A 21,337-nucleotide genomic window follows, 5' to 3' on the forward strand; every position below is an offset into this window, starting at 1 on the left:
CGCATGAGAAACGCGCGCCTGAGCATTGCAGAACCCGGTTCGACCCCGGATGCCGGTGGAACCTCGGTACTGGACCGTGAACTCGAGGAGCTCCTCAACAACGAGGGAGTGGAGCCCGGCGACCACGAACGGTTCTCGCACTACGTCAAGAAAGACAAGATCCTGGAATCCGCGCTGAGCGGCAAACCCGTGCGTGCGCTCTGCGGCAAGAAGTGGACCCCGGGTCGCGACCCGGAGAAGTTTCCGGTCTGCCCGAGCTGCAAGGCCATCTACGAGAAGATGAAGGCCGAGTAGAGGCCTTCAGCCCGAGAATGTGGTGGGGAGCGTCGGATCCCCGCGGCCGAGGCGTGACGCATCCGCTGGCAACTCGGCCAGGATCTTCGCACGGTGCTCACGCGCGCGTCGGGTGCCGGCCGCACCGGTGAACTGTTCGTCGATGACGCCGCCGTCGACCAGCTGGACGAACAGCGGGCGCTCCAGGCTGGAGCCTGAATCACTGTCCTCAGGGCCGTCCCCGACGTAGATGAGCTCCTCGACAGCGATGCGGGCGGAATTCATCCGGCGCACCGGGAATTTGCGCCCGCCGACGCTGATCTTGTCTGGCGACTTCTTCGCCACCGATTTCCAGTCACCGTCGGTGTCGCGCCTCGCGACGAGCTTGTAGACCATCCCGGCGGCGGGGGACCCCGAGCCGGTGACGACGGACGTTCCGACACCGTACGAATCCACTGGCACAGCGGAGAGGGCGGCGATCGCGTGCTCGTCGAGGTCGTTGGTCACCGTGATCTTCGTGCCGGTCGCGCCCAGCGAGTCGAGGAGCTCACGCACCTCGACGACGAGGGTTGGGAGGTCACCGGAGTCGAGGCGAACGGCCCCGAGGCCGGTACCCGCTGCCGTCACCGCCGCGCGAACCCCCTCGGCAACGTCATACGTGTCGACGAGGAGTGTCGTGCCGGGGCCGACTGCCGCCACCTGGGCGCGGAACGCCTCCTCCTCGGTGTCGTGCAGCAGGGTGAACGCGTGAGCGGCCGTGCCCATCGTCGGGATGCCCCAGGTGCGGCCGGCCTCCAGGTTGCTCGTGGCGTCGAATCCGGCGATGTAGGCGGCGCGGGCGGCAGCGACCGCGCTGTGCTCGTGGGCCCGGCGCGATCCCATTTCGGCGAGCGGCCGTCCATTGGCCGCCGTCACCATGCGCGAGGCCGCGTTGGCGACGGCGCTGTCGTAGTTGAGGACGCTGAGGACGAGCGTTTCGAGGAGCACGCCCTCGGCGAAGCTCGATTCCACCACGAGGATCGGTGAACTCGGGAAGTACGCTTCGCCCTCACGGTACCCCCAGATGCTGCCGGAGAAACGGTAGTCGGCAAGCCAGTCGAGCGTGCGGCCGGTGACGACATCGTTCTCGCGAAGCCAGGTCAGCTCCGCGTCGTCGAAGCGGAAGTCCCGGATGAGGTCGAGGAGCCGGCCTGTGCCGGCGACGATGCCGTATCGGCGGGCGCCGGGCAGTCGCCGGGCGAACACCTCGAACATGCACTCGGTGCCTGCTGTGCCGTGTTCGATTGCCGCCTCGACCATCGTCAGCTCGTAGCGGTCGGTGTGCAGCGCGGTCGAGGGCCGCGGGAACGACGTTGGGTTCACCCCGCCAGCATATCGACGACGGTGGTGAAGGCGGGCAGGTAGGCTGGGGAACGTGAATGACGCGCCTATCGGGATCTTCGACTCGGGCGTCGGCGGGCTCACGGTGGCACGCGCGATCCAGGACCAACTCCCCAACGAGGAGATCCTGTACATCGGAGACACCGCCCATTCCCCGTACGGGCCCAAGCCGATCGCCGACGTACGACGGTTTGCGCTCGAGGTGCTCGACGATCTCGTCGCGCAGGGCGTGAAGATGATCGTCATCGCCTGCAATACGGCATCCGCTGCCATGCTCCGTGACGCGCGGGAGCGTTACGCGGTCCCGGTGATCGAGGTCATCCAGCCCGCCGTTCGCACCGCGGTCAGCAGCACCAGGAACTCCCGCGTGGGCGTCATCGGTACCGAGGGGACGATCAACTCCCTGGCCTACGAAGACGCCTTCGCCGCAGCCCCCGACCTTCACCTGTTCAGCCAGGCCTGCCCGCGGTTCGTCGAGTTCGTCGAGAAGGGGATCACCACAGGACCTGAGGTGCTCGCCACGGCCCAGCGTTACCTCCAGCCGCTGGTCGACGCCGGCGTCGACACCGTTGTGCTCGGCTGTACCCACTACCCGTTCCTCAAGGGCGCCATCTCGTACGTGATGGGTCCGAACGTGACGCTGGTGTCGAGCGACACCGAGACGGCCAATGACGTCTACCGCGAACTCGTGTCACAGGGGCTCGAGCGCACCAGCCCCGTGCCGCCGTCCCACCACTACGAAGCAACGGGGGCGAGCGAAGATGAATTCCTGCAACTCGCCCACCGCCTGATCGGGCGCGAGATCTCCCACGTCGACCTCGTCCAGACCGGTGTGATCGACCTCGCCGCGATCCGTGCGCACCCCGACTTCCGCAACTTTTAGCCTTCGATACCCGCGCCGTCCGGCGCCCAGCAGGGAGAAACACATGTCTGAGATCACCCGTAAAGACGGCCGTACTCCGAGCGAACTGCGCGAAGTGACCATCGAACGAGGATGGAGTGCCCAGGCCGAGGGCTCAGCGCTCATTTCCTTCGGCAAGACGAAGGTCCTCTGCACCGCCTCATTCACCAACGGGGTACCGCGCTGGCTCGCCGGCAAGGGAAAGGGCTGGGTCACGGCGGAGTACTCCATGCTGCCGCGATCGACGAACAGCCGGATGGATCGTGAGTCGGTCAAGGGCAGGATCGGTGGCAGGACTCACGAGATCTCCCGTCTGATCGGGCGCAGCCTTCGCGCCGTCATCGATACCAAAGCGCTCGGCGAGAACACGATCGTCATCGACTGTGACGTGCTTCAGGCCGACGGTGGAACCCGCACGGCGGCGATCACCGGCGCCTATGTCGCGCTCGCGGATGCCATCGAATGGGCTCGGGAGAAGAAGTTCATCGGGCAGAAGGCAGCCCCGCTCATCGACAGCGTCGCCGCCGTCTCTGTGGGCATCGTCGACGGAGCCCCGCTGCTCGACCTCGCCTACGTCGAGGACGTCCGCGCCGAAACCGACATGAACGTCGTCGTAACCGGCCGCGGTCTGTTCGTCGAGGTTCAGGGCACCGCCGAAGGCGCCCCGTTCGACCGCCGTGAACTCGACTCACTCCTCGACCTCGCACTGGGCGGAGCGGCAGACCTCACCGCGATGCAGGTGGCGGCACTGGGGCGCGACTCGGCATGACGATCGAGGTCGTGCTCGCCACCCACAACCAGCACAAGGTCGGCGAGTTCCAGCGGATCCTCGGCGCTGCCATGCCGGACGTGACCGTCGTCGCGTACGACGGCCCCGAACCGGTCGAGGACGGCGTCACCTTCGCACAGAACGCCCTGATCAAGGCACGGACAGCGGCCGCCCACACCGGCCGGATCGCGCTTGCCGATGACAGCGGCATCGCGGTCGACGTGCTCGGGGGTGCGCCCGGAATCTTCTCGGCCCGCTGGGCGGGGCCGGGTCACGGCGACCGCGCGAACCTCGAGTTGCTCCTCGCGCAGCTCTCGGACATCGCGCCGGAGCACCGGGCGGCGAGCTTCCGCTGCACCATCGCCCTGGTTGTGCCGGACGGCCTGCCCCACGGCGGGGTCGAGCACGTCTCCGAAGGAGTGTGGCTGGGGCGGCTCGCCATGGAGGCCACCGGTGCGAATGGTTTCGGCTATGACCCGATCTTCGTTCCGGACGGCTACGACGTCTCCTCGGCGGAGCTGCCGCCCGAGACGAAGAACGAGATCAGCCACCGGGCACGGGCCTTCGCCGACCTGATCCCGGCGCTGCGCTCCCTCCTCTGACCGCGAGTTGCTGGGTCTGAGGGGGTTCCGGGCGGGGCCAACCACCCCATAGTCAGCACCTCGCGAGGAATAAGCCCGGGGGGTGCGGCGCTTGCACCGAACATGACGCGCATCGGGTTCCTCTCCTTCGGCCACTGGCAACCCGTCCCCGGTTCGAAGGTTCGCACCGCGCGGGATGCGCTCGTGCAGTCCATCGACCTCGCCGTGGCCGCAGAGGAGCTCGGCGTCGACGGGGCGTACTTCCGCGTCCACCACTTCGCCCGGCAGCTGGCATCGCCGTTCCCGCTGCTCGCCGCCATCGCCGCGCGGACGAGCCGGATCGAGATCGGCACCGGCGTCATCGACATGCGCTACGAAAACCCGCTCTACCTGGCCGAGGAAGCCGCTGCCACCGACCTCATCAGTGACGGCCGACTGCAGCTCGGCGTCAGCCGCGGCTCACCCGAGACCGCGCTCCGCGGCTCCGAAGCCTTCGGGTATGTCCCCGATGCCGGCCAGACCGACGCCGACCTCGCCCGGGCCCACACGGCTCTCTTCCGCGCCGCCATCGACGGCGCCGGTGTCGCGACGTCGAACCCGCACGTGACCGGAGTGGAGCAGCCTCTCGCGGTCGAGCCCCGGTCACCGGGCCTGGCTGAGCGGATCTGGTGGGGAGCAGGATCCCGGGCCACCGCCGTCTGGACGGCGGAACAGGGCATGAACCTCATGAGCTCCACCCTGCTGACCGAAGACACCGGCGTGCCGTTCGACCAGCTCCAGGCGGAGCAGATCCGGATGTACCGAGAGGCGTGGCGAGACGCTGGTCACGACCGCGAGCCGCGCGTCTCGGTCAGTCGAAGCATCATCCCGCTCATCGACGACGAGACGCGTCATTATTTCGGACTTCGGGCTCAGGTCGAGGCGAAGGATCAGGTCGGCCATCTTGACGGTGGGCTGGCCCGGTTCGGCCGCAGCTATGTCGGTGACCCTGATGTCATCGCCGCCGAACTGGCACAGGATGAGGCCGTGGCGGCCGCCGACACGGTCCTCGTCACGGTGCCCAACCAACTCGGCGTCGAGTTCAACGCCCGGATCCTCGAGTCGATCGTGCGCGACGTCAAACCGGCACTGGTGTGACCCTCATCACGCGAGACGCGAGTGAGAACGGCGATCATTCCCAACAGGGGGCGGGAACTGGCTCCGGAGCCCCGCCGGCGTTAACGTGGAGGAACCATGGCACACGACCACGCACAACACACCGATAATCGGCGCAAGCTGTGGCTCGTCCTCGGCATCGTGGCGGTCGTCCTCGTCGCAGAGGTGGTCGGCGGCATCCTCACCGGGTCGCTCGCCCTGCTCGCGGATGCCGGGCACATGTTCAGCGACCTCACCGGCCTGGTGATCGCGCTCGTCGCCCTCGGCGTCGCGGCGCGTCCGGCGACGCAGCGGCACACCTACGGGTACCGCAGGGTCGAGGTGCTCGCCGCCCTGTTCAACGGTCTCATCCTGCTCGCTGTCGCGGTCTCGATCGCGATCACCGGCGTCTCCCGACTCCTCGACCCGGACCGGGTCGAGGTGCTCGGCATGCCGATGCTCGTCGTCGCCGTCGTGGGTCTTCTCGCCAACGTCGTGTCGGCGATCATCCTGCGCAGCTCCGCGAAAACGTCGATCAACATGCGCGGCGCATACTTCGAGGTGCTCGGCGACCTCTTCGGCTCCATCGGGGTGATCATCGCCGCCGTCATCATCCTGGCCACCGGTTTCGTCCAGGCGGATGCCATCGCCTCCCTGATCATCGCCGCGGGCATCCTCCCGCGCGCGTGGAGCCTGCTCCGGGACGTCTGGCGGGTGCTCAACCAGTCAACGCCGCCGGACACGGACGTCGACCTCATCCGGCGGCACATCCGTGACGCCCCAGGGGTGATCGACGTGCACGATGTCCACGTCTGGTCGATCACCACTGGCCAGCACGTCTTCACCGCCCACGTCGTCGTCGAAGCAGCCGTTTTCGCCGAACAGCGCACGGGGGAGATGCTCGACACGCTCTCGGAATGCCTGGCCGGTCACTTCGACGTCGAGCATTCGACCTTCCAGCTGGAGCCGGCAAAGCATGCCGGCCATGAGCATCCGCAACACTCTTAACCGATCAGGATCGGAGAAGCGGACGACGTGCGCCGGGCGTAGTGTTCCGGGCATGACAGTCACACTTCAATACACAAACGTCACCGTTTCCGACGTCGACGAGGCGCTCACCTTCTACCGTGACGCACTCGGCCTCGAGGTCCAGCAGGATGTGCCATCGGGCGACTACCGCTGGGTGACCCTCGGCAGCGACGCCCAGCCGGGGCTCGGTATCGTCCTCTCCGTGCCCCACGCCGGCCGGTCGAAGGCCGACGGCGATGCGATGCAGGAGCTTCTCGCCAAGGGAGTCCTGCCGATGCTCGTGTTCAGCTCAGACGACCTGGACGCGACCTTCGAGGCCGTGCGGGCATCCGGCGCCGAGGTTCTCCAGGAGCCGATCGACCAGCCGTGGGGTCCGCGCGACTGCGCGTTCCGTGACCCCTCCGGCAATACGGTCCGTATCTCCCAGGCGCCTGCCGCCTGACGGCGGACGCCCCTGACGGCGGACGCCTACAGTTCGGGCTTCTTCTCGAAGGTCTCCGGATCGAGCACCATGTGCCGGGCTTCGTCGGGGTCGGTGATGACGTCTTCGCCGGCCTCCGCGAGGCGCTTGGCTTTGCGACTGGACTGGATGTAGTGCCAGACGGTCGGGATGAGCGTGAGAACGACGGCCCCGATGAGGATGACATCGATGTACTCCTGCACGAACCCGGCGACCGGGGGAATGTAGCCCAGGAAGTAACCGAAGTAGGTGAGGCCGACGCCCCAGATGATCGCGCCGACGAGGTTGTAGAAGGTGTATTTCTTGTAGTCCATATGACCGACGCCGGCGGCGACGGGTGCGAAGGTGCGCACAATCGGCACGAATCGGGCGAGGATCACGGCGATGCCGCCGAAGCGCGTGAAGAACGCATTGGTGCGCTCCACGTTCCGGATGCTGAAGACGCCCGATTCCTTGCGCTCGAAGATCCGCGGGCCGGCCTTGTGCCCGATGAGATAACCGACTTCACCGCCGAGGAAGGCGGCGAACCCGATCGCAAGCGCCACCCACCAGATGTCGAGGTCCAGTCCGCTGGTCGTGGCGGAGTGCATGCCGTAGTAGGTCAGCAGTCCGGTGATGACCAGGAGGGTGTCGCCGGGAAGGAGGAAGCCGACGAGCAGGCCGGTTTCCGCGAAGACGATGAAGCAGACGACCACGAGCGCCCACGGGCCCGCGGCACCGATGATGCTCTCTGGGTCGAGCCAGGGGATGAGGCCTGTCGAGATCATGGGCAGCCGCTACTCCGTCGGTCGGTGCTTGTCATGGCCGGTCGGCCACGGGTGCGTGCGGAAGGTGGGACTTGAACCCACACGCTCGAAAGCACAGGAACCTAAATCCTGCGTGTCTGCCAATTTCACCACTCCCGCGAACGTCTATCAGTTTAGGGGCAGCACTCCCAGCAACCTGTGACCTCTTGGAGGGGAACTTAACGCCTGTGGATAACCGGAACGGGCGGCGGATGCTTTCGGCAGACTTTCCCCATGACATCGGCGGCCGAGATCATCACCCAACGGGTCCGCGACCGGGTGCGGCGTGAGGGCGCCGACCTGTCCGGCGACGGGCTCGCCCAGCGCTTCGTGCAGGAGGAAGTGCGCCGGTACAGCGAACGCGCGCTGGGGAGCTCGCTCCCGCTCCTGTCGGACGAGTCGGTCACCGAACGGGAGGTCGTGGCGACGCTCACCGGGTTGGGGCCGCTGCAGCCGTACCTCGACGATCCGGAGGTCGAGGAGATCTGGATCAACGCGCCGACGCGGGTGTTCGTGGCGAAGAACGGCATCCCGGAGCTGACCAACACGGTGCTGACCGAGGGCGGCGTCCGCGACCTCGTCGAGCGGATGCTGCAGACCACCGGACGGCGCATCGACTTCAGTTCGCCGTTCGTCGACGCGTCCCTGCCCGACGGGTCCCGGCTCCATGTCGTCATCCCCGACGTCACTCGACGCCACATGGCCGTGAACATCCGCAAGTTCAGCCGCCGTGTCCGTGACCTCCGCAGCCTCGTCGTCGGCGGATCGCTCAGCGCCCAGGCCGCGGAATTCCTCCGGTGCTGTGTGCTCGCCGGGTCGAACATCCTCATCTCCGGTGCGACCCAGGCCGGCAAGACCACCCTCCTCGGCGCCCTGCTCTCCAGTGTGCACACCAACGAACGCATCGTCACCGTCGAGGAGACCTTCGAACTCGACCTCGCGATCGCCGATGTTGTCGCGATGCAATGCCGGCAGCCCAGCCTCGAGGGAACCGGTGAGATCACCCTTCGCCGGCTGATCAAGGAAGCACTGCGGATGCGGCCCGACCGCCTCATCGTCGGGGAGGTGCGCGAAGCCGAAAGCCTCGACCTGCTGATCGCGCTCAACAGCGGCATCCCGGGCATGTGCTCCATCCACGCGAACTCAGCGCGCGACGCCCTGGTCAAACTGTCGACCCTGCCCCTGCTCGCGGGCCGCAACATCGACGCGTCGTTCGTGCAGCCGACAGTGGCGGCGTGCATCGACATCGTCGTGCACTGCGAGCTGGACCGTAACGGCTTTCGCCGCGTGGTCTCGATCCTCGCGCCGAGCGGCAACCTCTCCGGCCCCGTAATCGAAGCCAGTCCGCTGTTCACGATGAGGGACGGCTTGCTCGAAGCGACCGGCAGCCATCCCACCCGCCTCGGGAAGTTCGAGAACGCCGGCCTGAACCCGGCCGCGATCCTCCGACGAGGCGCCTGATGACTCTCCTGCTCGGATGTTCGCTGGCCGTCGGTCTGCTCCTGGTTGGATCACCATGGCTGTACCCCAGGCGAAGCGGCACTCCCCGGCGGGTACGGCGGGCCGGCCGCTTCGGAGCGGACCTTGCCCTGGCCGGCCTCGGACGGGTGCCTCGCTGGGCGTTCGTCGCGCTCTCGGTGCTGCTGGCGGTTCTCTCCGGTGCGGTGGCGCATGCGCTCCTGCACGTCAGCGCCGTCTCCGTGTGCGCCGTGATCGTCGGCGGCCTGCTTCCCGCGCTCGCGGTGAGATGGCGGGCGCGGGCGCACCGGTCGTCGAACCGGGCCCTATGGCCCGATGTCGTCGACCACCTCGTCGGTGCCGTGCGGTCGGGGCTCGCCCTGCCCGACGCCGTCGCCAGCCTCGCTCGCAGTGGGCCCGAAGCGCTGCGGCCGAATTTTCTTGCGTTCGAGAGCGACTATCGCCGGACGGCCTCCTTTTCCGGATGCCTCGACCGGTTGAAGCACGACCTGGCCGACCCCGTTCCGGATCGGATCCTGGAGACGCTTCGGATGGCGCGTGACGTCGGCGGCTCCGACCTTCCCGTCGTGTTGAGGAGTCTTGCGGCGTACCTGCGGGAGGACATTGCGATCCGTGCCGAAGTCGAAGCGCGGCAGTCTTGGATCCGGAACGCGGCCAAGCTCGGCGTCGCCGCACCGTGGTGCATCCTGCTGCTGCTTTCGACCAGACCCGAAGCGGCCCTGGCCTACAACTCCGCGGGAGGGTCCCTGCTCATCACCGTCGGTGTCGTCGTGTCGGTTATCGCCTACCGCATCATGTTGTCGGTGGGGCGGCTGCCGCAGGAAAGGCGGTGGTTCCGGTGAGCGCCACCGCGGCCTGGGGTCTCGTCCTCGGGACGCTCCTCGGCCTCGGGCTCTGGTCGGTTCTCGCCGTGCTGCCCCGGATGGGCGGCCCCACCCTCGCGGACCGGGTTGCGCCCTACATCGTCGACGTGTCGGAGGGCGCCCGCCTGTTCACCCTCAGGCGGGTCGTGGACCCACTCCCGATCGTCGGCACCCTTCTCGCGCCGACGGTCCACCGCCTGGTCGAACTGCTCGCGAGGATCCTCGGTGGGAACACCGTGATCCAGCACCGGCTGGGGCAGGCAGGAAGCGCGATGACCGTACACCGGTTCCGCGCTGAACAACTGGGCTGGGCAGTCGCGGGCTCTGGCGCGGGCATCCTTCTGGCGACGCTGGGCGCGACGAACCGAACGCTTCCGGCAGCCGCGATCGTCGTTGCCCCGATCACCGGGGCGATTCTGGGCGCCGTGGCTCGCGACACCCTGCTCAAGCGTGCCGCCCGAGCCCGCCTCGCCCGCATCGCCGCAGAGATGCCGACGGTGCTCGAATTCCTGAGCCTCAGCCTGTCGGCGGGGGAGGGCATCTTCGACTCACTCCGACGGGTCGGGCGGGTGAGTTCCGGCGAACTCAGTCGCGAGTTCCGGCACGTCGTTGGCTCCGTTCAGACGGGGATCCCCCTGGCGTCGGCGCTCGCCGAACTGGCCGCACGGGTCGACCTGCCGTCGCTGACCCGCTGCGTCGAGCAGCTCGCTGCCGCCCTGGAGCGAGGTTCTCCGCTCGCCGACGTGCTTCGCGCCCAGGCGCAGGACGCCCGGGATGAAGCAAAGCGCAGGCTTCTCGAGACGGCGGGCAAGAAAGAAGTGGCCATGCTCGTCCCCCTGATCTTTCTCATCCTCCCGCTCTCCATCCTGTTCGCCATCTTTCCCGGCATCTTCGTTCTCCAGTCCGGGTTCTGACGGCGCCATCCCACCACCACGCGAAGGAGACCCCATGAACACCCTTTCGAAATGGCAGCGTTCGCTGACGGCGCGGGCAAACGACGACGGTGATGTGCCCGGCTGGGTGCTGATCACCCTGATGACCGCCGGCCTTGTCGTGCTCATCTGGAGCCTCGCCGGCCCGGCGCTCAGCTCGCTCTTCGAGCAGGCCATCGCCCGGGTCTCCGGGATGTGACCGATGCGGGGCACGGGCTGGGCGCGCGAGGACGGTTCAGCCGTTGCCGAGTTCACGTTCGTGGCTATGCTCCTCACGGCGCTGACGCTCTCCGTCCTCCAGCTCGGACTCGCCCTGCACGTGCGCAACACGGTGATCGACGCCGCCGCCGAGGGAGCCCGGTTCGCGGCGCTCGCCGACAACGGACCGGCCGACGGCGTGGCAAGGACGAAGGAGCTCATCACCGTCGCGATCGGTGCCGAGTACGCCGACGACGTCACCGCCGAGACCGGCACGTTCCTCGGTCACCCGAGCGTCGACATCCGCGTGGTGACGCGACTGCCGCTGCTGGGCCTGATCGGGGTGGAGCACACACTGGAGGTTCAGGGCCATGCCGCCGTCGAGACGCTTGACGACTAGGGGTCGGATTCGCCGGCTCCTCACGAAGGAGGACGGTTCAGCGGCCCTGGAGTTCGTCACCAACGGCCTTCTCCTGCTCGTCCCGCTCGTCTATCTCGTGCTCGCCCTGGCCGCCGTGCAGGCCGGCGCGCTCGCAGCCGAGGGTGCGGCGCGGCAGGCCGCCCGGGTCTTCGTGCAGGCCTCGAACGCGGAGGAGGCGGCGGCGCGCGCGACCCGCGCGATTGACTTCGGTCTCGCCGATTACGGCATCGCACCGGAGGCGGCATCTGTCGAGGTCACATGCACCGCCACTCCGTCCTGCCCGTCACGCAACGCTGTCGTCACGGTCACCGTGCGCGTGGACGTCGCCCTCCCGCTCGTGCCCGACGTCCTCGACCTGTCACAGGCCGCGAGCGTGCCGGTGCAGGCGTCGGCGCGACAGCAGGTCTCCCGGTTCTGGGCCGAGAAATGAACCGGATGCTTCGCCGGGCGCGGAACGAGGACGGATCGACCCTCCTCCTCGCCATTTTCTACGGGATGCTCTCACTTTCGGTGATCCTTCTGGTTGCTGCGACCACGTCGCTCTACCTGGAGCGAAAACGGCTGTACAGCCTCGCCGATGCGGCCGCCCTCGTCGGAGCGGAGGCGTTCGAACTCTCGTCGGTGTCTCTCGACGGCGGGGAGCCGTCGGTCACCGTCCGGTCGCCCCGGGTCCGTGCTGCCGTCGCCGACTTCCTCGAGGACAATCCGGTGGGAGCGTTCGACGCTCTGACGCTGGAAAATGCCGGGTCGCAGGACGGCAGGAGCGCGACGGTGACGGTGTCGTCGGCCTGGCGGCCGCCGGTGCTCACCCTGTTCGTGGCCGACGGCATCCGGCTCGAGGTGACGGCGGTTGCGCGGTCGGTGTTCCGGTGACACGGGTGCGGCTGCGGAAGGCCGGGAACCCCTTGCCAGCGGACGCGTCCGGAGGGACGATGGCCGCGTTAATCCGTAAGTGAAAGGAAGCACACCATGACCAGGTTCTCGGGCGACGTCGCCCAGGACACAACCACCATCGAACGAGCTCTCGGGGAACAGATCGCCGCCATCAACGCGCGGGATGCCGCGCGCCTGGCCGCGTCGTACCGCGAGGATGCCGTCGTTCGCGATCCCCAGTATGCCGAACCGTTGCGGGGCCGGGCTGCCGTGGAGAAGGACGCTGAAGGGTACTTCAGAGGGTTCCCGGACATGCGGGCAGACGTGACCTGCAGCGTCATCAGTGGCACGACCCTCGCAGTCGAGATGACCATGGAAGGAACGCACACCGGTCCGCTGGCGCTGCCGACAGGCGAAGAAGTGCCACCCACCAACAGATCGCTCCGGTTCAGGATGGCGTTCTTCGACACCGTCGATGAGGACGGCAGGATCATCGACGAGCGCCGCTACTACGACATTGCGGACCAGCTCAGGCAACTCGGGCTGGACGAGTAATCCTGCGGCACGGCCGGCTCGAGGCGTTTGCCTGATCTGGCTTGCGCAACGGCTCCCGGAATCCCTAGGCTCCGGCACACGCGGATTCTTCGACGGAGCGGGAGTGCGAGATGGACGATTCGACGGAGAAAACACGCCTGCGCGTCCACGAGATGCGCATCGCCGTCCAGGCGCCCGCATCCGGCTTTCGCCCCGACGATCTTGCCGACGTGCTGTGCGGCGTTCTGGCCGACTGGGAGGCAGCCCCGCTTCTGGAGGACGACGACACCCTCTGGCTGATCTCGGGGCACGTCGAGGAGCAGATCGGAACCGGCGAGTATGCCCGTAAAGCGCACTCGCTGGTTCAGGCCGTCCTCGGCACGGGAACCGTTACCCGTGCCGAGGCCGACCTTCCGGTGACGGCGTTCGTCGACCCGGCTCGCGACCGCGGAGCGGCGTCTGACGCCCCCGGCTTCCCGCCGGGGAGCGAGGCGAGCCGGTGGGCGCGCGACGCCATCCGGTGCGACGAGGCGTGGGCGATCGAGCCGACGCGCGGGGACGGCATCCGAATCGGGCACCCCGACACCGGGTACACGCTGCATCCGAACCTGGGCGTCGACGCCCTTGACCTCACCAGGGACCGGGACTTCCTCGCCAACGACGACGACGCCCGCGACCCGCTGGTGTCGCCGGACGATTCTCCCTGGCCGCTGCCTTTTCCCGGTCACGGCACGACGACAGCGAGCGTCATGACCGGGCAGGGGACTGAGGCAACCGGCATCGTCGGGGTCGCACCGGGCGCACGAGTGGTTCCGCTCCGGGCGGTCGAAAGCGTCATTCAACTGTTCGACAGTGACGTCGCGCGGGCGGTGGACCATGCCCGCACCACCGGATGCCACGTGGTGTCGATCAGCGTCGGCGGCAAGGGGTTCTTCGGTCTGGAGGCGGCCATCCAACGAGCGGTCGATGCCGGAATGATCGTGCTCGGCGCGGCCGGCAACAACGTCGGCATCGTCGTGGCGCCGGCCTCGTATCCCAACTGCCTGGCCGTCGCAGCGACAGGGCCGGACGATCAGCCGTGGCCCGAGTCGTCGCGGGGACGAGCTGTGGATGTCAGCGCCCCTGGCTGGGGTGTCCACGTCGCGGGATACGTGTGGGTGAACGACACCCCCAGGGCGCGCGTGTTCCGGTCATCAGGCACGTCGTATGCCGTAACCCATCTCGCGGGCGTCGCCGCGCTGTGGCTGGCGCACCACGGCCCCGACACCCTGCGGGAGCGCTACGGCCCGCGGGTGCAGTCCGTGTTCCTCACCCTGCTGAAGACCGGGGGAGCGAAAGTGCCGGCGGGCTGGGATTCGGCCGCCTTCGGCGCCGGCATCGTCGACGCCGCCGCGATGCTCAGCGCCGCTCTCCCTGCAGAAAGCGCTGCTGATCGTCGTGCCGGCGTTCCGCAGGCATCCGCCCTCGCACGACTGGGCGCCCTCGTGGGTGCGGACGAAGCACAACTCAGACACGCCCTCACCGAGCGGCTGGGCATGACTGGCGAGGATCTGGACAGGGCGGTCGAGCGATTCGAGGGCGAGCTTGCGTTCCACCTCATCGACGAGCCGCTCTTCCGGGAATCGCTTCTGGGCGAGGCCGCGGGCGACCTGATGTCCTTCACCGCTCCCGCGACCTGTTCACCCGAGTTCGCACTGGCCTTCCTGGGCGCAGCCCCGGAAGGCCAGTGCTGATCGCTTCGAAACGCTGTCAGCCGAAGAAGTACTCCTCGAGGGCGGCGCAGAAATCGAAGTAGAACCCGGGGTGGCTGCCGTGGTCGGCGAGGATCTCGAAACTGCCCTCGACCTCGACCCAGTTCGCCGGGTCAGGGTCAGCGGTGTCCACCTGGTACGTCCACCTCAGCAGTCCCCGGTCACGCAGGAACACGGTTCCGTTCTCGTCGCTCATCACAAACGGCTGACCGGCCTCCATCACCTCGACCTGGTAGATCGTCCCTTCGACGAGTTCAAAGCTTGTCTCCTTGATCATGCCCTGGTGCTCGATCGTGAGGGTGCGGCCGTTCGCGGTCCCTGTCTCCACAACGTGGTAATTGTCCATCAGGAGGGCCGGGCCGCCGTCCTTGTTCTCCTTCAGCATGAAAAGTCCCTCGAACGTCACATCGACGTGCGCGGGAAACCCGCACTCATCCGTGTCGAAGGAGTTCGTGCCGCTGTAGTGCTCGAACTCGACGGGCTGGGCCTGTGCTGCTATGGGAACGGCGACGGCACTGACGGTGAGGAGGCCGGCGGCGAGGGCCGACATCAACTTCTTTTTCATCGCAAATCACCTTCCAAAACGGTGGGTGGCTTTCCGGCCGTTGCTGGGCATGACGGGCGCTGACGAGGGATGGCCCTCGCGGCCGCTCACCTTCGCGCGACAGCATAGGCCCGGCGGTGTGCCCCCGGAAGTCCCCGAAATCGCAGTACGGGGCTGCGCTGTCAAGGGCCCGAATCGCTGTCAAGGGCTTGAGGAGCGTGCCAGGCGGGGTGTTGCGTTGACTCACCGAGTTCGCCACGGAGGTACGCATGACATTCGCCCCGAAATTCGCCATCGTCACCGGATCGGACTCCGGGATCGGGCGCGCGACCGCTGTGGCGCTCGCCGAAGCCGGAATGGACGTCGGTATCACCTGGCACACCGACAGGGCGGGCGCGGAAGAGACCGCGGAGGAGGTGCGGGGACACGGGCAGAACGCCGTGGTCGCACACCTCGACACGACGGACCTCGACGGTTGCGGGAATGCGGTGGATGCGCTGGCCGACCAGCTCGGCGGCCTCGACGTGTTCGTCAACAACTCGGGTACCGGTGTCAACGTCCCGCTCCTCGAGATGACCATCGACCAGTGGCGGCACACCGTGGCCGCCGACCTGGACGGTGCCTTCGTCTGCATCCAGCGCGCGGCGAAGCGGATGGTGACCGCCGGCAACGGCGGCCGCATCATCGCGGTGACGAGTGTGCACGAGCACCAGCCGCGCGTCGGGTCCAGCGCATACGACGCCGCCAAACACGGGCTTGGCGGCCTGATCAAGACCGTCGCCCTCGAACTCGGCCAGCACCAGATCACGGCGAACGCCGTCGCTCCCGGCGAGATCGCGACCCCGATGACCAATCAGACCGATGAGGACCCCCGCTCCACCGAGCGTCCGGGCGTTCCCCTCGGGCGCCCGGGCGACGCCCGCGAGGTCGCCGCTGTGATCGCGTTCCTCGCATCACCGGCATCCGCCTACGTCACCGGCGCTTCCTGGGCCGTCGACGGCGGAATGCTCCAGATGGGCCCGCAAGGCGGCTCGCACATCACCAGCAACGACTGGCGGAAGGGGTGACCGGAGCATCATGACCGACCCGACGCAGGTTCGCAGCCAGCCGTCCCTCACGACGTCGACGGGAACGATCTGGATCGTCTTCGGCGCGGTCCTCGCCGTCGTGTGTGCCGGGGTGCTCCTGGCGCTCGTGCCGCTCGGACCCGTCATCGCCTGGGTCGGGCTCGTTCTCGTCGTCGCGCTGTTCGTGGCGATGATCGTCGTCCGCTTCGCCACGCACCCCGGCCCGCGTCGGCTCACGGCGATGGCGAGTGCGTTCGGCGCCATGGCACTGGTCACTCTCGCGTGCGTGGTGATCCTCAGCGGTGCCGCCTGGGGATCGCTCGGTTAGCGACGCGGACGCGCGGGAACGTAGCGGGGGATCATGCGTGCCAGGTGCCACGCCCCCAAGATGCCGATGGCACCGACCGCGCCGGCGGCGAACGACACCGACAGCAGCGCCGTCAGTCCGGCCACCAGCAGCGGAGCTGCCGCCGACCCCGCGTCACCGGTGAAACGCCAGGCCCCGAGGAACGGGGCGGGACGACCGGGGGGAGCGAGGTCGGCGCCGAGGGTCATCAGGATGCCGCTGCCCAGTCCGTTCGACACCGAGAGGACTCCGGCCGCGACGATGAACCAGACCACCGCGTTCGGGGAGTCGTGCGTGAACGCGAGGAGAAGCATCCCGAGCCCGAGGCCGAGCGTCGACGGGACCGCGCTCCAGATCCGGCCGAACCGGTCCATCACGTGCCCGCTGACATAGAACAGGGCGAAGTCGACAGCGCCGGCGAGTCCGATGATGAGCGCCGTGTTCGCCTCGCTCACCCCGAGGCTCACCGCCCACAACGGCAGGATCACCGTGCGCGCCGCCCGCATGCCTCCGATGAGCGCGGCGCCGGAGCCCATCCGCGCAAGCACGCCGCGGAACTCCCACAGCGTGTGGAACAGCCCGTGCGACCGGTCGGCAGCGGAATCCTTTCCCGCGGTGTGTGCGTGGGGGCTGTTCTGCCGCGCCCGGCTGACCTGGCCGAACAGGGCCTCGGGGTCGGGCAGCAGCACGAGGATCAGCACGGCCGCGAGGCACGAGAGCGCCATGATCCAGAACGCGCCCTGTGCGCCGCCGGTGAGGTGGATCACTGGCACGGACACCAGGGGTCCGATGAACAGGCCCGCTCGGAACACCCCGCCGAGCGTCGACAGAGCCCGGGCGCGGTACTGCAGGGGCACATAACTCGTCATGAAGGCGTGCCGGGCGAGGGCGAAGACGGCGGTCGCGAGGCCGAGGACGAAGATCGCCAGGCCGAGAATCCACGGGTTGGGGGCGAGTACAGCCCCGAGGGTCGCCGCGATCGACAGCAGGGCGGCACCGATCATCGCCGCGCGTTCGCCGACCCGGCTCACCAGCCAGCCGCTCGGAATGTCGCCGACCAGTTCGCCGATCATGAGCATCCCGGCAATGACACCGGCGATGGCGAGGCTCGCGCCGAGGTTGGTCGCGGCAATCGGGATGAGCGGAATGAGTGCGCCCTCGCCGATCGAGAACAGGAGGGTCGGCAGGAAGACGACGACGGCGACGGAACGGATGCTGAATGTCTGATTTCCGTCTGTCATGGTGGTTTCGAGTCTAGGGCGGCCCGCCGGACCGGGCGGAAGGTAGGCTGGATCCGACATGTTAGATCTAGACCTGAACGACCAGATCGCCGCCATCCGCACCACCTTCGCCGACATTCGCGAGGTCGTCGGAGTGGACCGGCTGCGCGCCGAGATCGCCGACCTGAGCGAACAGGCCGGCGTGCCCGATCTGTGGGACGACACCGACAAGGCGCAGAAGATCACCAGCGCGCTGAGCCACCGCCAGTCGGAACTGGCGCGGCTCACCTCGATCGAGAACCAGCTCGACGACCTCGAAGTCCTCGTCGGCCTCGCGATCGCCGAAGGCGACGAGGACTCGGCGACCGAGGCACGGTCCGAGCTGCTCGACCTGCAAAAGCAGATCGGCGACCTCGAGGTGCAGACGCTGCTCAACGGTGAGTACGACCCGCTCGCCGCCGTGGTGACCATCCGCGCGGGCGCCGGCGGTGTCGACGCCGCCGATTTCGCCGACATGCTCTTCCGGATGTACCTGCGGTGGGCCGAGCAGCACAAGTACAAAGCGACAGTCCTCGACACCAGCTACGCCGAAGAAGCGGGCATCAAGTCAGCCACTTTCGAGATCGACGCGCCGTACGCCTTCGGCACCCTCAGCGTCGAGGCGGGCACCCACCGCCTCGTCCGCATGAGCCCGTTCAACTCGGCCGGCAAACGACAGACGAGCTTTGCCGCGGTCGAAGTCGTGCCGCTGATGCCGGAGACCGAAGAGGTCGACATCCCCGACAACGACATGCGGGTCGACGTCTTCCGTTCGTCCGGCCCCGGCGGCCAGTCGGTCAACACGACCGACTCCGCGGTGCGCATCACCCACCTCCCCACCGGCATCGTCGTCAGCTGCCAGAACGAGAAGAGCCAGATTCAGAACCGCGCCGCCGCGCTGCGGGTGCTGAAGTCGCGCCTGCTCCTCGTCCAGCGCGAGCAGGAGAACGCGAAGAAGAAGGAACTTGCCGGGAACATCACGGCGAGCTGGGGTGACCAGATGCGTTCCTACGTCCTCGCTCCGTACCAGATGGTCAAGGACCTCCGGACAGACCATGAAGTCAACAACCCGCAGAACGTCTTCGACGGTGACATCGACGGTTTCATCGCCGCTGGTATCCGCTGGCGCAAGCAGCCGACCGACGACTGAGCGTCAGGCAACCCGGCCTGCGTAGGCGTGTCACAGACACTTTCCCCCCACTCCTGCCTAGGCTCGACTCGTCATGATTCGGTTTGAGAACGTCACGAAGAAATACTCCGGCACCAAGCGACCGGCCATCCACGACATGGATCTGGAGATCGCGCGGGGCGAGTTCGTCTTCCTCGTCGGCGCATCAGGTTCGGGGAAGTCGAGTTGCCTTCGGTTGATCCTCAAGGAGGAGAAGCCGTCGAAGGGTTCCATCTTCGTGCTCGGAAACGACCTCGGCTCCATTTCGAGCCGGAAGATCCCGTACTTCCGCCGGAACCTCGGCGTCGTGTTCCAGGACTTCCGCCTGCTGCCGAACAAGACGGTCTTCGAGAACGTGGCATTCACGCTGCAGGTCATCGGCAAGTCACGGGGTTTCGTGCAGGAGGCCGTTCCCGACGTGCTGAAGATGGTGGGCCTGGAGAACAAGGCCGACCGGCTGCCCCACGAGCTCTCCGGTGGTGAGCAGCAGCGCGTCGCCATCGCCCGCGCGGTGGTGAACAAACCGCAGATCCTGCTCGCCGACGAGCCGACCGGAAACCTCGACCCAGCCACCAGCGCCGGGATCATGCAGATTCTCGAGCGGATCAACGCCAGCGGAACAACGGTGGTCATGGCCACCCACGAGGCAGGAATCGTCGACAAGATGCAGCGACGCGTCGTCGAACTCGTCGACGGCGTCATCGTGCGCGACGAACTCGAGGGCGGCTACGGCACCACCGGGATCATTCCCGAGCTCAAGCCCGCCGTCGCCAAAGGCCAGTCCGCGAAGGCGGCGAGAGAAGAGGTCGCCGAGGTCGCAGCTCAGGCCGACGCTGAGACGCAAGCACACCAGATCCTCATCAACACGCCGGCAGCAGCTGTCGAAACCCCGGCCGCGCGGCGCTCCCTGCCGGCGCACACCGGCGATGTCGATCGCCTGCCCCCGGCCGCAACGGGCGCTATCAACCTTCCGAGTTCGGACAGCCTCGGCGACGTGAGCGAACATCTGACCCTGGCCGAGCGCCTCGGACTGAGACCAGCGAAAGACCCTGATTCGGGCGACGACCAGAGCGTGGGGCCCGTCAAATGAGGCTCTCACTGATCTGGCAGGAAGCCTCCACCGGGCTCCGCCGCAACGTCTCGATGGTGATTTCGGTCATCCTGGTGACGTTCATCTCGCTCACCTTCGTGGGCGCGGCCGTCCTGCTGCAGATGCAGATCGGCCAGATGAAGAACGTCTGGTACGACCGCGCCCAGGTCGCGATCTACCTCTGCACCGCGGATTCTCCCACCGAGACCTGTGTCGCCGGAGCGGCATCCGAGGATCAGAAGGCCAGCATCACCGGCCAGCTTGAGAGCGAAACCCTCGCGCCCTTCATCGACGAGTTCTACTTCGAGGACCAGCAACTCGCCTACGAGAACTTCCAGAAGCAGTTCGAGGGCAATGAACTCGCGGGCCTCGTCGTTCCCGAGCAGTTGAACGAGACCTATTGGGTCAACCTCAAGGATCCCTCCCAGTCGGAGGTGCTGGTCGAGGCCTTCTCGAGTACGGCGGGCGTGGAAGAGGTGACCGACCAGCGGCAATACCTCGATGCCATCTTCCAGGTGCTCAACGTCGCCAGCTACACCGCGATCGGGATCGCGGGGCTGATGCTCGTCGCCGCCGTTCTGCTCATCGCGACGACGATCCGGTTGTCTGCGTATTCACGGCGCAAGGAGATCGGGATCATGCGGCTCGTGGGTGCATCCAACCGGTTCATTCAGACGCCGTTCATCCTCGAGGGAGTGTTCTCCGCGGTGATCGGCTCGATCCTCGCCGGTGTTGCGGTGGTCGGCATCGTGCAGTATTTCATCTCGGGATACCTCGCGCCGCGGATGCCGTTCGTCAGCTTCGTCGACCTCTCCGACGCGTTCGTGGTCGTTCCGGTGCTCATCCTCCTCGGGATGATCCTCGCCGCGTTGTCGGCGAACTTCGCGATCAAGCGCTACCTCAAGATCTAGGCACACCGGGCGCACGTGCCCTGTTGTTAGACTGATGGGCTGCCGCGCCACCGGCGCGGCGATTCTCGTGCGGCACCGTGCCGCGAACCGACAGTCGGAGTGAACTCAGTGCCCAGGGAACGTGGTCAAAACGTCGTGGCCACCAATCGCAAAGCGCGCCACGACTACCTCATCGAGGACACTTATGAAGCCGGACTGGTTCTCAGCGGCTCCGAGGTGAAGTCGTTGCGCGCCGGGCGTGCGTCGCTCGTCGACGGGTACGCCTTCATCGAGGGTGGCGAAGCGTGGCTCGACGCGGTGCACATACCCGAGTACACGGGCGCCACCTGGAACAACCACCCGCCGCGGCGCAAGCGCAAGCTCCTGCTGCACAAGGCGCAGATCCTCAAGATCAGCCACAAGGTCGCCCCGGGCGGCTACACGATCATCCCGCTGAAGCTCTACTTCAGCGACGGACGGGCGAAGGTCGAGATCGCCATCGCCAAGGGCAAGAAGGAATACGACAAGCGCCAGACACTCCGCGAACGGGAAGCGACCCGCGAGGCGGCTCGCGCCGTCGCCGCGCGCAACCACCTCGGCGAGTAACGCG

General features: G+C 67.4%; 26 protein-coding genes and 1 tRNA gene. 22 read left to right on the plus strand and 5 right to left on the minus strand.

Features of this window, described 5'->3' with window-relative positions:
* Nucleotides 1-3 precede the first annotated feature (3 nt).
* Nucleotides 4-294: a DUF3039 domain-containing protein gene (locus ABIE24_RS07385; protein WP_354498274.1), complete on the plus strand. Its 291-nt coding sequence runs from the start codon at nucleotides 4-6 to the stop codon at nucleotides 292-294.
* Between the two features lie 6 nt (nucleotides 295-300).
* Here the strand turns inward: ABIE24_RS07385 and ABIE24_RS07390 are convergent, their stop codons facing one another.
* Nucleotides 301-1,572, minus strand: a complete 1,272-nt coding sequence (locus ABIE24_RS07390; protein WP_502916259.1) for a nicotinate phosphoribosyltransferase — start codon at nucleotides 1,570-1,572, stop codon at nucleotides 301-303.
* Between the two features lie 115 nt (nucleotides 1,573-1,687).
* On the opposite strand from ABIE24_RS07390, the gene murI reads away from it, so the two are divergent.
* From murI to ABIE24_RS07420, 6 genes are all read left to right on the plus strand, one after another.
* Complete coding sequence (gene murI / locus ABIE24_RS07395) at nucleotides 1,688-2,536, plus strand: glutamate racemase (protein ID WP_354498278.1); 849 nt, start codon at nucleotides 1,688-1,690, stop codon at nucleotides 2,534-2,536.
* Between the two features lie 43 nt (nucleotides 2,537-2,579).
* A complete protein-coding gene (gene rph / locus ABIE24_RS07400; protein WP_354498280.1) occupies nucleotides 2,580-3,323 on the plus strand; it encodes a ribonuclease PH in 744 nt (247 codons plus the stop codon).
* On the plus strand, nucleotides 3,320-3,925 hold the full coding sequence (gene rdgB, locus ABIE24_RS07405) for an RdgB/HAM1 family non-canonical purine NTP pyrophosphatase (RefSeq protein ID WP_354498282.1): 606 nt from the start codon (nucleotides 3,320-3,322) through the stop codon (nucleotides 3,923-3,925). The genes rph and rdgB overlap by 4 nt, the downstream gene beginning before the upstream one ends.
* 102 nt (nucleotides 3,926-4,027) lie before the next feature.
* The gene (locus tag ABIE24_RS07410) at nucleotides 4,028-5,041 is read left to right on the plus strand and encodes an LLM class flavin-dependent oxidoreductase (RefSeq protein ID WP_354498284.1); all 1,014 of its coding nucleotides are present in this window, start codon (nucleotides 4,028-4,030) and stop codon (nucleotides 5,039-5,041) included.
* 96 nt (nucleotides 5,042-5,137) lie between these two features.
* On the plus strand, nucleotides 5,138-6,046 hold the full coding sequence (locus tag ABIE24_RS07415) for a cation diffusion facilitator family transporter (protein WP_354498286.1): 909 nt from the start codon (nucleotides 5,138-5,140) through the stop codon (nucleotides 6,044-6,046).
* Between the two features lie 52 nt (nucleotides 6,047-6,098).
* Nucleotides 6,099-6,509: a VOC family protein gene (locus ABIE24_RS07420; RefSeq protein ID WP_354498288.1), complete on the plus strand. Its 411-nt coding sequence runs from the start codon at nucleotides 6,099-6,101 to the stop codon at nucleotides 6,507-6,509.
* Nucleotides 6,510-6,535: 26 nt separating this feature from the next.
* On the opposite strand, the gene ABIE24_RS07425 is transcribed toward ABIE24_RS07420, so the two are convergent.
* A complete protein-coding gene (locus ABIE24_RS07425) occupies nucleotides 6,536-7,294 on the minus strand; it encodes a DedA family protein (RefSeq protein WP_354498289.1) in 759 nt (252 codons plus the stop codon).
* Between the two features lie 56 nt (nucleotides 7,295-7,350).
* Nucleotides 7,351-7,432: transfer RNA gene (locus ABIE24_RS07430), tRNA-Leu, on the minus strand.
* A gap of 114 nt (nucleotides 7,433-7,546) precedes the next feature.
* Here ABIE24_RS07430 and ABIE24_RS07435 point away from each other — a divergent pair.
* From ABIE24_RS07435 to ABIE24_RS07475, 9 genes are all read left to right on the plus strand, one after another.
* On the plus strand, nucleotides 7,547-8,773 hold the full coding sequence (locus ABIE24_RS07435; protein WP_354498291.1) for a TadA family conjugal transfer-associated ATPase: 1,227 nt from the start codon (nucleotides 7,547-7,549) through the stop codon (nucleotides 8,771-8,773).
* Nucleotides 8,773-9,633: a type II secretion system F family protein gene (locus tag ABIE24_RS07440; protein ID WP_354498293.1), complete on the plus strand. Its 861-nt coding sequence runs from the start codon at nucleotides 8,773-8,775 to the stop codon at nucleotides 9,631-9,633. Before ABIE24_RS07435 ends, ABIE24_RS07440 begins: the two co-directional genes overlap by 1 nt.
* Nucleotides 9,634-10,142: 509 nt before the next feature.
* Nucleotides 10,143-10,568, plus strand: a complete 426-nt coding sequence (locus tag ABIE24_RS17660) for a type II secretion system F family protein (RefSeq protein ID WP_502916260.1) — start codon at nucleotides 10,143-10,145, stop codon at nucleotides 10,566-10,568.
* Nucleotides 10,569-10,602: 34 nt separating this feature from the next.
* Nucleotides 10,603-10,785, plus strand: a complete 183-nt coding sequence (locus tag ABIE24_RS07450) for a hypothetical protein (protein ID WP_354498297.1) — start codon at nucleotides 10,603-10,605, stop codon at nucleotides 10,783-10,785.
* Between the two features lie 3 nt (nucleotides 10,786-10,788).
* Nucleotides 10,789-11,184: a TadE family protein gene (locus tag ABIE24_RS07455; RefSeq protein WP_354498299.1), complete on the plus strand. Its 396-nt coding sequence runs from the start codon at nucleotides 10,789-10,791 to the stop codon at nucleotides 11,182-11,184.
* On the plus strand, nucleotides 11,174-11,635 hold the full coding sequence (locus tag ABIE24_RS07460) for a hypothetical protein (protein ID WP_354498301.1): 462 nt from the start codon (nucleotides 11,174-11,176) through the stop codon (nucleotides 11,633-11,635). The genes ABIE24_RS07455 and ABIE24_RS07460 overlap by 11 nt, the downstream gene beginning before the upstream one ends.
* A 5-nt stretch (nucleotides 11,636-11,640) precedes the next feature.
* Nucleotides 11,641-12,078, plus strand: coding sequence for a pilus assembly protein TadG-related protein (locus tag ABIE24_RS07465; RefSeq protein WP_354498303.1), 438 nt, complete (start codon nucleotides 11,641-11,643; stop codon nucleotides 12,076-12,078).
* A 96-nt stretch (nucleotides 12,079-12,174) separates the two neighbouring features.
* Nucleotides 12,175-12,633, plus strand: a complete 459-nt coding sequence (locus ABIE24_RS07470; protein WP_354498305.1) for an ester cyclase — start codon at nucleotides 12,175-12,177, stop codon at nucleotides 12,631-12,633.
* Nucleotides 12,634-12,743: 110 nt separating this feature from the next.
* Nucleotides 12,744-14,345, plus strand: coding sequence for a S8 family peptidase (locus ABIE24_RS07475; RefSeq protein ID WP_354498307.1), 1,602 nt, complete (start codon nucleotides 12,744-12,746; stop codon nucleotides 14,343-14,345).
* A gap of 16 nt (nucleotides 14,346-14,361) precedes the next feature.
* Here ABIE24_RS07475 and ABIE24_RS07480 read toward each other — a convergent pair whose 3' ends face one another.
* Nucleotides 14,362-14,928, minus strand: coding sequence for a hypothetical protein (locus tag ABIE24_RS07480; protein WP_354498309.1), 567 nt, complete (start codon nucleotides 14,926-14,928; stop codon nucleotides 14,362-14,364).
* 248 nt (nucleotides 14,929-15,176) lie between these two features.
* Here ABIE24_RS07480 and ABIE24_RS07485 point away from each other — a divergent pair, with 248 nt between their 5' ends.
* Together ABIE24_RS07485 and ABIE24_RS07490 are read left to right on the plus strand one after the other, a co-directional pair.
* Nucleotides 15,177-15,974 carry an SDR family oxidoreductase gene (locus ABIE24_RS07485; RefSeq protein ID WP_354498311.1) on the plus strand — a complete coding sequence of 266 codons (798 nt, stop codon included), beginning with the start codon at nucleotides 15,177-15,179 and terminating at the stop codon, nucleotides 15,972-15,974.
* Between the two features lie 10 nt (nucleotides 15,975-15,984).
* Complete coding sequence (locus ABIE24_RS07490; protein WP_354498313.1) at nucleotides 15,985-16,302, plus strand: hypothetical protein; 318 nt, start codon at nucleotides 15,985-15,987, stop codon at nucleotides 16,300-16,302.
* On the opposite strand, the gene ABIE24_RS07495 is transcribed toward ABIE24_RS07490, so the two are convergent.
* Complete coding sequence (locus ABIE24_RS07495) at nucleotides 16,299-17,561, minus strand: MFS transporter (protein ID WP_354498315.1); 1,263 nt, start codon at nucleotides 17,559-17,561, stop codon at nucleotides 16,299-16,301. The genes ABIE24_RS07490 and ABIE24_RS07495 overlap by 4 nt on opposite strands.
* A 58-nt stretch (nucleotides 17,562-17,619) precedes the next feature.
* On the opposite strand from ABIE24_RS07495, the gene prfB reads away from it, so the two are divergent.
* From prfB to smpB, 4 genes are all read left to right on the plus strand, one after another.
* A complete protein-coding gene (gene prfB, locus ABIE24_RS07500) occupies nucleotides 17,620-18,729 on the plus strand; it encodes a peptide chain release factor 2 (protein WP_354498317.1) in 1,110 nt (369 codons plus the stop codon).
* A gap of 73 nt (nucleotides 18,730-18,802) precedes the next feature.
* Nucleotides 18,803-19,837, plus strand: a complete 1,035-nt coding sequence (gene ftsE, locus ABIE24_RS07505; RefSeq protein ID WP_354498320.1) for a cell division ATP-binding protein FtsE — start codon at nucleotides 18,803-18,805, stop codon at nucleotides 19,835-19,837.
* On the plus strand, nucleotides 19,834-20,748 hold the full coding sequence (ftsX, locus tag ABIE24_RS07510) for a permease-like cell division protein FtsX (RefSeq protein WP_354498322.1): 915 nt from the start codon (nucleotides 19,834-19,836) through the stop codon (nucleotides 20,746-20,748). The genes ftsE and ftsX overlap by 4 nt, the downstream gene beginning before the upstream one ends.
* A 108-nt stretch (nucleotides 20,749-20,856) precedes the next feature.
* Nucleotides 20,857-21,333, plus strand: a complete 477-nt coding sequence (smpB, locus tag ABIE24_RS07515) for an SsrA-binding protein SmpB (RefSeq protein WP_354498324.1) — start codon at nucleotides 20,857-20,859, stop codon at nucleotides 21,331-21,333.
* Nucleotides 21,334-21,337: the final 4 nt, after the last annotated feature.

This window comes from Mycetocola sp. 2940 (genome assembly GCF_040548835.1).
Taxonomy (GTDB): Bacteria; Actinomycetota; Actinomycetes; order Actinomycetales; family Microbacteriaceae; genus Mycetocola_A.